Here is a 360-nt window from a genome sequence, read left to right as displayed (position 1 = left end):
TGCCTTCCCACGCCCCATGGGCATCCTGAGCGCGGATGAGCCTTATCAGGCATCTGAGAAAAGGGGTGGCGAGATCCCCATCTTCGTTGACAGCAGGGCCATTCGTACTTCCTGTCAATGTACCCATTTCTTAGTCCTCCTCATCGAAAGGCTTCTTTTCAATGGCGCCTGCTTCGGTCAGCGCCGTGAAGCTCGTGCGCCAGAGCGTTGGACCTGAGGAAGCCGATCCGCGATTGTCCCAGGAATTGCCCTCACAGCCGAGAGGCCCATGGATCAGGTGCGCGACGTCGGTGATCGGCTGCAGCACGATCTTGGCGCCATCGAAAGCGCATCCGCCGGCTGCCGCCCCGGGGATCAGCG

General features: G+C 60.8%; 2 pseudogenes. Both read right to left on the bottom strand.

The window, feature by feature from the left end:
* Positions 1-127, bottom strand: a pseudogene (locus K6M89_RS31975) (NifX-associated nitrogen fixation protein); the annotation flags it as partial.
* A 33-nt stretch (positions 128-160) separates the two neighbouring features.
* A pseudogene (locus K6M89_RS30730) lies at positions 161-360 on the bottom strand (nitrogenase component 1); the annotation flags it as partial.

Source organism: Rhizobium croatiense (assembly GCF_019793465.1).
GTDB lineage: Bacteria > Pseudomonadota > Alphaproteobacteria > Rhizobiales > Rhizobiaceae > Rhizobium > Rhizobium croatiense.
The sequence above is the reverse complement of the archived record's forward strand: the minus strand, read 5'-3'. Positions and strand labels throughout refer to the sequence as shown.